The organism is Aneurinibacillus aneurinilyticus ATCC 12856 (assembly GCF_000466385.1).
Taxonomy (GTDB): domain Bacteria; phylum Bacillota; class Bacilli; order Aneurinibacillales; family Aneurinibacillaceae; genus Aneurinibacillus; species Aneurinibacillus aneurinilyticus.
In genome coordinates, this window is sequence record NZ_KE952860.1 from 1 (window position 1) to 7,546 (window position 7,546).

Consider the following 7,546-nt stretch of genomic DNA (forward strand, 5'->3'; position numbering starts at 1 on the left):
CTTCTGCATGCTTAAGAACCTCATAAATACCGCCCCTTGCACTCAACCGTTTGCAAAAAAATAAGAAAAGAACCGAACCATTTTCCGATAGAGAGACAATATAGTGTGTAAGCTGCTTACTCAGGAGGGCCCTCTGAATGCAAAATGAATATATGTACCAATTACTCATAAAAATGAGAGGTGGTGATCAACAGGCGTTTCAAACGATGTATGAGGCCACCTATCGGGATGTCTACCGGACAGTCTCCTTTCTAGTGGATCATCAGCAGGATCGGGAAGATGTCATGAATGAGATCTATATGCAAATGTGGCTCTCACTTGCTAACTACGATACGAACCGTCCTTTCCGCTTCTGGCTACACGGCTTGGTAATCCGTCAAGTCCAGAGATTTCGGGTCAAGAGCTGGAGGAGATTCCGAATTTTTGAACGTATCCGTGCCTTCTCTCGGGAAGAGTCTTATTGGGATCAACATACTGTGTTGATGGATGAGACAAACCAAATGATATCGCAGGCAATCCGAAAACTGACCGACAAACAGCGGGCAGTGATTATCTTCCGCTTTTTTCACGACTATACTCTTGAGGAAATTGCGACTTTGCTCGATATTCCGCTGGGTACAGTCAAGTCCAGATATCATGCTGCCCTTCAGGCGCTTCGAAAAAACTTATGGAATCTCCCCCTGGAAAGGATGGAAAAGAGCAATGACTATTGAACACAAAATCCGTGAACATCTGCATAAAGAGGCAGAAACTATGGAATGCCCCCCGGCCATTTCCAAACGAGTAGAACAAGCCTATTCTCAATATTTACAACGAAAAAGGAGCGAAATAACCATGAAAAAACGATTAATTGGTGGAATAGTTGCTGCTGCGATTTTGATTCCAACCGCAGCATTTGCGGCCCCTTCCCTGATTGAAATACTTACTAGAACATCAATGTCCGCTGAACAAGTCAAGGTGGATGAGGTTGGCAAAGCAACACTTGAGAAGCTGTATAGCGCATTTCCCGAAACAAAATCGTTTGAGATTATCGATGCAAGCCACCTTGGAGGAGACCCCACTAATTCAACTAAAATGAAAGCGATCCAAACAAGCATCATCCTGCAGGAAAAAGGAGGAACAGGCAAAAAGATTAGACTTGATACTAACGGTATTACGGGTAAGATTGAACACGTGAATCAAGAGAATTGGGAACCTAAGGAGAAGCCAGTCATTTCTTTAACCGATCAAGAAATCAAGGCGAAGGTAGATTATCTCATTGATAAAATGTATGGCAACATTGATAAGTACGAGTTTAGTATGGAGCAAATGGAGAATCCGAATCAAAAAACATTGATGTTGAATTACACCGAAAAGGGAGCAAAAACACCGTTCTACCAGGTATTTGTTCAGGGCAATACAATAAGTGTTTCTCTGATCGGAGGTGGGCCTACACCTTCAGTAGAAGGTTTTTTCTCTATAAATGGTAAGCCTGATTATACTGCTGATTCCTTTTTAAACGATGAAAAACTGTTTTCTTTACTAAAAATTAGCCCGACAGAATTAAAACAAGAATTAACAAAAGGTAAATCTGTTGTGGAAATTGCAGCATCTAAAAATGTCTCTAAACAACAAGTGATTGATGTGATTGCAAATACACAGGCTGAAGAACAAATTCAAACTGAACAAAATGGAGAAGTTCCTAAAAACAATCATTCAAAGGAACAAATGAAAAAAGCTCTTGAACCAAAAGTATTACAAGTTATTGAACACAAAACTGAAACACCATGGTAGAAATAACAAGTCAAGGTGGATGAGGTTGGCAAAGCAACACTTGGGAAGCTGTATAGCGTATTTCCCGAAACAAAATCGTTTGAGATTATCAATGCAAGCAACGTTCAAAGTGATGTATCCGTTGATTTATCAGAAATAGCGAGGATATACACGCCTATAGTAAAAAGTAATAAGAGGCCGGTATCCTTAGCGTACAGGAAACCGGCCATTTTTAGATCGCACGGGGCTTAGCGTACAAAAGCCGCACTTTGTTGACGAAATCCCACCGCCATCAAACCAGGAGCAACAACTATCCCAAAAGCAAAAGGTCATATAGCCAACCGCCCCATTGTTCGATATTGGAAAACATTTTAATAACCCATATCCTTTAATATTTTTGATAACGTGCGCAGGCGTTCGCTGATCATCTCGTCGTCGTCGCTCAAAGCTTGGCTGAACAGCTTAATATCTTCATTAATTCTCTCATTATCCGTACATACCGCCACGTTCATTGCATCCCCTTGCAGGCCAATCCGGTCGATGACGGGCTGCTGCGGATCATATAAATGCTCATATCTGTATGCTTCGCGAAAATGCGCCAAGGACCGACAAATCAGAATGGACAAATCAAGAACGCGATGGAGGGGTAGTTCCTCCGATTGCCTTGACCATTTTTCTCCCGTGTATCTCCATACCTTGGCAGAAATATCGACCTTTCCTCTATCATTCCATTGGGCCAATCCTAACGAAAGGCCTTTTGCATCCGTGTTTTGGGCGAGTCGACCGTCAATCTGTTCGTAGTTTTCTGACACGACAACAGGCTTATGTTTTAATGTAGTTGGTATTTTCATTTTCTTTCCCTCTTCTCATATAATAATTTACTAAATTACTAAATGACTGTTTCATCTTATCTTGGATTTCATCGTTAGTCAATTCATTCTTAAATAGATTCAAATGACCGAGGCTACTCCGGAATAGTTCAGCATGGATAGACTGCTCCCATAAATGAATTAATTCATCAGCATCCCGCATAGTGCCGCAATGGTTGATGAACGATACACCATCATAAGATGAAAATTACAAATACCGAGCGATAATTCGAACTAACTTTGCAGGGAACTCATACAAATTTGTAATATCCAAAAACCTTTCACTACCATAGATTTCACTAATTACATCCTTGTCTTGACCTATTGCGGCTGCAAGAAATGTAATTCCTTTCCGTTCATATTCCTCTATTGTTTGTTGCATGTCTTTAACGGCATAACTTCCGGTATAGTCGTCCATTGCTTTTGGTTGTCCGTCACTTATACTAATCAACAGCTTTGTCTGTTGCGGTGAAACAACTAACCGTCCCGCCATAATTCTAAGCGCCATTCCATCACGATTATTGCTTCTGGTCCGAATCCTCATGAGCCTGAATCGATCATTGGTATCCATTTTATCAAAGTCGGCATATGCAAAAATCGACATTTGCTCCATCTTGGAAACATCCGCAGTATCGCCGTAGATCAATATGGGAATATTACAAATTTGACAATATTCATATACCGCAATTACTGCTCGTTTTGCTGCTTCTAGTCTCCCAAAAGCTGACATAGATGCGGATTCATCAACCCTTAGACCAACCACAAGGGAAGGGGACTCAGTTGGAGGACGTTTTTTGGCAAAATACCTATAATCCCTGTAAGCAACGCTGTCTGCTTGAAATTTGCTGCCATAGTAATGATTCCTCGCGAATTCGGAAGAGATCTCATGTTCCAAGAGCGGAAGTGTCTTTCTGGCGATTTCCCGTACGATAGGCATGAGTCCCTTACTTAGAGTCACATATTCCTGTTGATTTTCCTGATCACAATCCGGACGGTGAACAATGAGCTTAACATTTTTATGAATAGAATCGGACACAACCTCCCTTGCGGCTCGATTCAGCTTTTTACGGAAATCGCGGTCCTTTTGTTTCGTATCCTCTGACATTGGCCCAGGATTTTTCTGGTGGTATTGGGGAGAGCCATTTTCCTCAAAACTCGAACTTTCCATATTGGTAGAACCACTAGGAACATGGGAAGAACTTTCGTCACTATCAGCAGACTTTTTTAGTGCAATACCTTTTTCCTCTACATTGTTATCATTGTCAAAATCAGTGTCGTCTATATCTCCCCATGTCCTGATCTCTGTTGCATCGTCACAATTTCGTTTTTTTTTACTTCAAACAGGGTTTCCTCTAAGCTGGTAAACAAACCATGCTTTTCGAGTGCTTCTTCCAATAGTTTGATTTCCTCGGAATCCGTTGTTATCTTGTAGATGACCTTATGGTAAAGGGATTCTTTGGCGGAGGCTTCACCAGCAACCGCATCTGCCCAGTAGAAGAATGAACGCATTCCAGCCACACCCTTAATCGCATTGGCCCGGGCTGTTTTATCCAAAACGATAATAATATCTGCTAAAACGCTCAATACTTTTTCATCTTTATAACCGGTTTTGGCTATTGCACGTTCTATCATAACTTCTTTGGTTGGCAAATCCATCTTTTCCGTGTGCTGAACCCTGTCACGCAGTGCCTCGTTAAGCGGTCGGGACCCTGCATAACTGCGATTTGCTGTGATGACCGCGATGAAGTCCGGATGTCTGCGTATGATTTCTGTGGGAAGATTGATGCTGCCATCCAGCTCCAAGGCTGAGTTTAACGCCATCAATACCGCAGCATCACGAATAACGTTTGGTTCTTGTATTTCCAGAAGATAACCTTTTTGATAAGCTCTGACGATCTCCGAGGGGTAAAAGCGGTACTCCACCGCTTCGCCGTCGGTATGCTCCCCAGCAAGCTTCAGCAGCTGCTTCATCTTTAAGGCAGCCTGCTCCTGTGTAATCCCCAGTACGTCCATCAAAATTCCAGTTATGCTTTGAAAGCCATCACTCTCATACAATGCTTCCAAAACGGTTTGCTCCGCAGGCTCCATTTTCTCTAATTGTTCGGAAGGAATCACCGGCAAAATCGCACCAATAATATCCGATTTATCCATATCTGCAAAACAGGTCACCTTCGTATACGGCAGCCCGAAATTGGCTGATAATGCTTTTGCTAGTTGTGTTTTACCGGAACCGGCGTCACCTTCTAACAGAATATTGGCGATTTTCATTTCCCCACGATTCCAGTTGCGCTTGATTTCTTTACTAATGCGCCGTTCTTCTTCGCTGATTTTATGAGATAATGGCTTTTTCCAAACAAGCTTTTTTTCTACATCCGTCAGTTGTCTTGCAGGTGACAAATAATATTGAGTCATCCATTTCTCCTCCTATCCGTCATGATGCTGGACCTCTCTCCGCTTTTCTTCTTTTCTCAACAATAAGAGGGAGCAACAAAATCGCACCGACAATAATCAAACCACCGCTTACCACATATACCGTAAGCAGGGAAGACATATCCTTCAGATAACCGGATATAAACAAGCCCATCACCATCATCCCCATAAAGACGGGCGTGATCGCCCCGGATACCCGGCCAATAAATGCCCCTTTCGTATTCCGCACAATAAGAGTCTGAATTCCGCCGTGAATACAAGGGTAAAACAAACCACTGATCGCCAAAAGAACAGTTGTCAGCCAAATCATCGTAGACGCGCCTATTCCAATCGTACAAATGGAAGCGACAAACAAACCTAACGTGAGTAGCAGCTGCGGCTTTACCTTTTTGGCTATCCCCATGACGGCAACTCCGCCTACCAGCATGGCTGCCCCATTGGTCATAACAAACCACTGCAGGGATTGTTTTTCTAGTCCTAATTGCTCTATGACAATAAAGATCTGAAGCGGTTGAGTCAGGCCTGACGCCAATCCGACCAGCGAAAAAGTCAAGCAGAGTGTTCGTAAGGATGGATTGGACCCGATATAGCGGAGCCCGGCCATCAACTCTTGCATGAATCCGCCTGTGTCACCAGACTTCGGATCCTCCGCGTCACGGGGAAGCGACGATAATACAAGTGAAGATCCCAGGAACAGGACAGCTGTCAGGATTAAAGATGCTGTAATACCGAACTGCATGAAAATAAATGTGCCGATGACCGGACCCAAAACCGTAAAAACGGCGATAACTGTTTGGGACATCGCCATCACACTCTGAAGCTGTTCAGCCGGCACATGCCGCTTGTACAGTTTCATGGCCGAAGGCTGAGAAAATTGGGACAGGCTGGCAGAAATAAATGATCCGATGAGAAGCGCAATCCACCCGCCATTCATAACGGCAAGCAGTACTGCCCCAACGGACAAGCCGGACAGCAAATCGCTCCATACCATCGTGTGTTTCGGCCGCCAGCGGTCGGCAAAGGTCCCGCCAATTAGGCCGAATAGAAAGATCGGAGCGAATTCCGCAACCGAAATCAGGGATACATACACCGGATTATTATGCGTCAAATCGGTCACATAAAGAAGGACGGCATAATTCCGGATCCAAATGCCCAATTGCAGCAGCACCCGGGAAAGAATAATTGTTCGAACATAACGGTTGGAAAACATTTCAATACCCCATATCTTTTAATATTTTCGATAATGTGCACAGACGTTCGCTGATCATCCCGTCGTCGTCGCTCAGAGCTTGGCTGAACAGCTTAATATCTTCATTAGCTCTTTCATTATCCGTACATATTGCTACGGCCATGGCACCCTCTTGCAGGCCAATCCTAACGAAAGGCCTTTTACATCCGTGTTTTGGGCGAAGCGGCCATCAACTTGCTCATAGTTTTCTGACACGACAACAGGCTTATGTTTCAACGTAGTTGGTATTTTCATTTTTCCCTCTCTTCCTATTTACTAATTTACTAAATAACTTATTTACTAAATTACTGTTTTATCTTATCTTCGATTTCATCGTTAGTCAACCCGTTTTTTGAGAAAAAGGGGCGCTTGCAAAAAGGGACGCAGTCCGCTTTATATGCGGTGGTCCCCCTACCAGTTAAAAAATTTCTACTTCATCTTTCATTTGTATGATTCAAAACATCAACATCGTTTAACAGATGCAATGGGGAAAAATTGCTTCGGAAAGGATTGCCCTGAAGATGATTGAGGAAGGACTGGAGAATGACACTACAAGAGATGCAAGAACTACAACCTTTATTGATACTTTTTTAGTTAAATTGCACATGCTCATCCTATCACTGGCTCAAGAGCACTATAGGCATAAAATAAAAATTCCTCCAGAAAATGCTTCGGAGGAATTTTTACGCTGACTCATTTTTAATACAAAACAATTATTGAATGCGACCACCCAACTGCTGTTCAGCCATTTGCACCAAACGTTTGGTAATTTCGCCGCCTACAGAACCATTTTGACGAGAGGTTGTATCCGGACCCAGTTGTACACCGAACTCTGAAGCGATCTCGTATTTCATTTGATCCAATGCAGTACGTGCCTGTGGTACAACCGGGTTGTTTCTGTTTTGTCTTTGAGCCATATTATGCCTCCTATAAATTAGATAAATTTGGTTAATACTATTCTTAGAGTTCCTTATAGAAAATAATTTATGTATGTGAAATAGCTGGTAGGAAGGAATTTTTTAGTTTTTAAGTAGTCAACAAGTATTTTAGACATATCCCAAAAGCGAATATACATTTCATTTTTCACTTTAATTTCAATCTCCATTTCTTGGCTAATCAATTCAACATGGTCCGTAGGTAACTCAATATTTTCGAATTTCCGAAGCTCCCCTATTTACTCGATTGTAGCAGGAGGCTCGCTACTTCAAAAAGAATCTTGAATTCTATATCCTACTTCTTGTGCCAACTTCTTAATTTCATCAATGTC

8 protein-coding genes and 1 pseudogene are annotated in these 7,546 nt (G+C 42.5%); 3 read left to right on the forward strand and 6 right to left on the reverse strand.

Features of this window, described 5'->3' with window-relative positions:
* Window positions 1-137: 137 nt before the first annotated feature.
* Complete coding sequence (locus HMPREF0083_RS19245; RefSeq protein WP_021623356.1) at window positions 138-713, forward strand: sigma-70 family RNA polymerase sigma factor; 576 nt, start codon at window positions 138-140, stop codon at window positions 711-713.
* The gene (locus tag HMPREF0083_RS19250; protein ID WP_021623357.1) at window positions 703-1,773 is read left to right on the forward strand and encodes a hypothetical protein; all 1,071 of its coding nucleotides are present in this window, start codon (window positions 703-705) and stop codon (window positions 1,771-1,773) included. The genes HMPREF0083_RS19245 and HMPREF0083_RS19250 overlap by 11 nt, the downstream gene beginning before the upstream one ends.
* Window positions 1,774-2,123: 350 nt before the next feature.
* Here the strand turns inward: HMPREF0083_RS19250 and HMPREF0083_RS19255 are convergent, their stop codons facing one another.
* From HMPREF0083_RS19255 to HMPREF0083_RS27405, 5 genes and pseudogenes are all read right to left on the reverse strand, one after another.
* A complete protein-coding gene (locus HMPREF0083_RS19255) occupies window positions 2,124-2,603 on the reverse strand; it encodes a DUF6530 family protein (protein ID WP_021623359.1) in 480 nt (159 codons plus the stop codon).
* 226 nt (window positions 2,604-2,829) lie between these two features.
* Window positions 2,830-3,789: a vWA domain-containing protein gene (locus HMPREF0083_RS19260; RefSeq protein WP_021623361.1), complete on the reverse strand. Its 960-nt coding sequence runs from the start codon at window positions 3,787-3,789 to the stop codon at window positions 2,830-2,832.
* Between the two features lie 110 nt (window positions 3,790-3,899).
* On the reverse strand, window positions 3,900-5,033 hold the full coding sequence (locus HMPREF0083_RS19265) for an AAA family ATPase (protein ID WP_021623362.1): 1,134 nt from the start codon (window positions 5,031-5,033) through the stop codon (window positions 3,900-3,902).
* Between the two features lie 19 nt (window positions 5,034-5,052).
* Entirely contained in the window at window positions 5,053-6,261 is a 1,209-nt protein-coding gene (locus tag HMPREF0083_RS19270; RefSeq protein WP_021623363.1) for an MFS transporter, read from the reverse strand.
* A 1-nt stretch (window position 6,262) separates the two neighbouring features.
* Window positions 6,263-6,534 (reverse strand): annotated as a pseudogene (locus HMPREF0083_RS27405) (DUF6530 family protein).
* A gap of 266 nt (window positions 6,535-6,800) precedes the next feature.
* Here HMPREF0083_RS27405 and HMPREF0083_RS28265 point away from each other — a divergent pair.
* A complete protein-coding gene (locus tag HMPREF0083_RS28265; RefSeq protein ID WP_155847243.1) occupies window positions 6,801-6,971 on the forward strand; it encodes a hypothetical protein in 171 nt (56 codons plus the stop codon).
* 21 nt (window positions 6,972-6,992) lie between these two features.
* Here the strand turns inward: HMPREF0083_RS28265 and HMPREF0083_RS19280 are convergent, their stop codons facing one another.
* Window positions 6,993-7,196 (reverse strand): alpha/beta-type small acid-soluble spore protein, encoded by a 204-nt coding sequence (locus HMPREF0083_RS19280; protein ID WP_021623367.1) that lies wholly within the window; start codon window positions 7,194-7,196, stop codon window positions 6,993-6,995.
* Window positions 7,197-7,546 lie beyond the last annotated feature (350 nt).

Coding starts and splice junctions, on each gene's coding strand:
- HMPREF0083_RS19260 (WP_021623361.1), bottom strand. CDS start 3,789: ATGGAAAGTTCGAGTTTTGAGGAAAATGGCTCTCCCCAATACCACCAG.
- HMPREF0083_RS19245 (WP_021623356.1), top strand. CDS start 138: ATGCAAAATGAATATATGTACCAATTACTCATAAAAATGAGAGGTGGT.
- HMPREF0083_RS19250 (WP_021623357.1), top strand. CDS start 703: ATGACTATTGAACACAAAATCCGTGAACATCTGCATAAAGAGGCAGAA.
- HMPREF0083_RS19270 (WP_021623363.1), bottom strand. CDS start 6,261: ATGTTTTCCAACCGTTATGTTCGAACAATTATTCTTTCCCGGGTGCTG.
- HMPREF0083_RS28265 (WP_155847243.1), top strand. CDS start 6,801: ATGATTGAGGAAGGACTGGAGAATGACACTACAAGAGATGCAAGAACT.
- HMPREF0083_RS19265 (WP_021623362.1), bottom strand. CDS start 5,033: ATGACTCAATATTATTTGTCACCTGCAAGACAACTGACGGATGTAGAA.
- HMPREF0083_RS19280 (WP_021623367.1), bottom strand. CDS start 7,196: ATGGCTCAAAGACAAAACAGAAACAACCCGGTTGTACCACAGGCACGT.
- HMPREF0083_RS19255 (WP_021623359.1), bottom strand. CDS start 2,603: ATGAAAATACCAACTACATTAAAACATAAGCCTGTTGTCGTGTCAGAA.